At 49.1% G+C, this 275-nt stretch carries 1 protein-coding gene; it reads right to left on the reverse strand.

The window, feature by feature from the left end; all coding sequences use genetic code 11:
- Positions 1–275 (reverse strand): hypothetical protein (locus tag L9G74_RS24110; protein WP_238898608.1); only part of this gene is annotated, 275 nt, incomplete at both ends.

The raw sequence follows: 275 nt of genomic DNA on the forward strand, positions 1-275 counted from the left end.
GTCGATGACGACGACGGCGTTGCTGGCTGGATCCGCTTGCTGTCAACTGTGGCTGGCCTACGAATCGAGCAGCACCAGCACTACTGCTACTTTGTCGCGTGTTCGGTGTTGATTTTACACTTTCCAAAAATGCTACTCTGTCGCGTGTATCGGCCAATTCATTCGTTAAGTCCTGAATTTGTTTTTGATATTGGGCGATGATAGGATGCGATTGCAATCGTTCGGCTTTTGCTTTCTCGTTATCGTCGGCATTCTCGGCGTCGATGAAATCACTG

Source organism: Shewanella electrica, from assembly GCF_022321485.1.
GTDB lineage: Bacteria > Pseudomonadota > Gammaproteobacteria > Enterobacterales > Shewanellaceae > Shewanella > Shewanella electrica.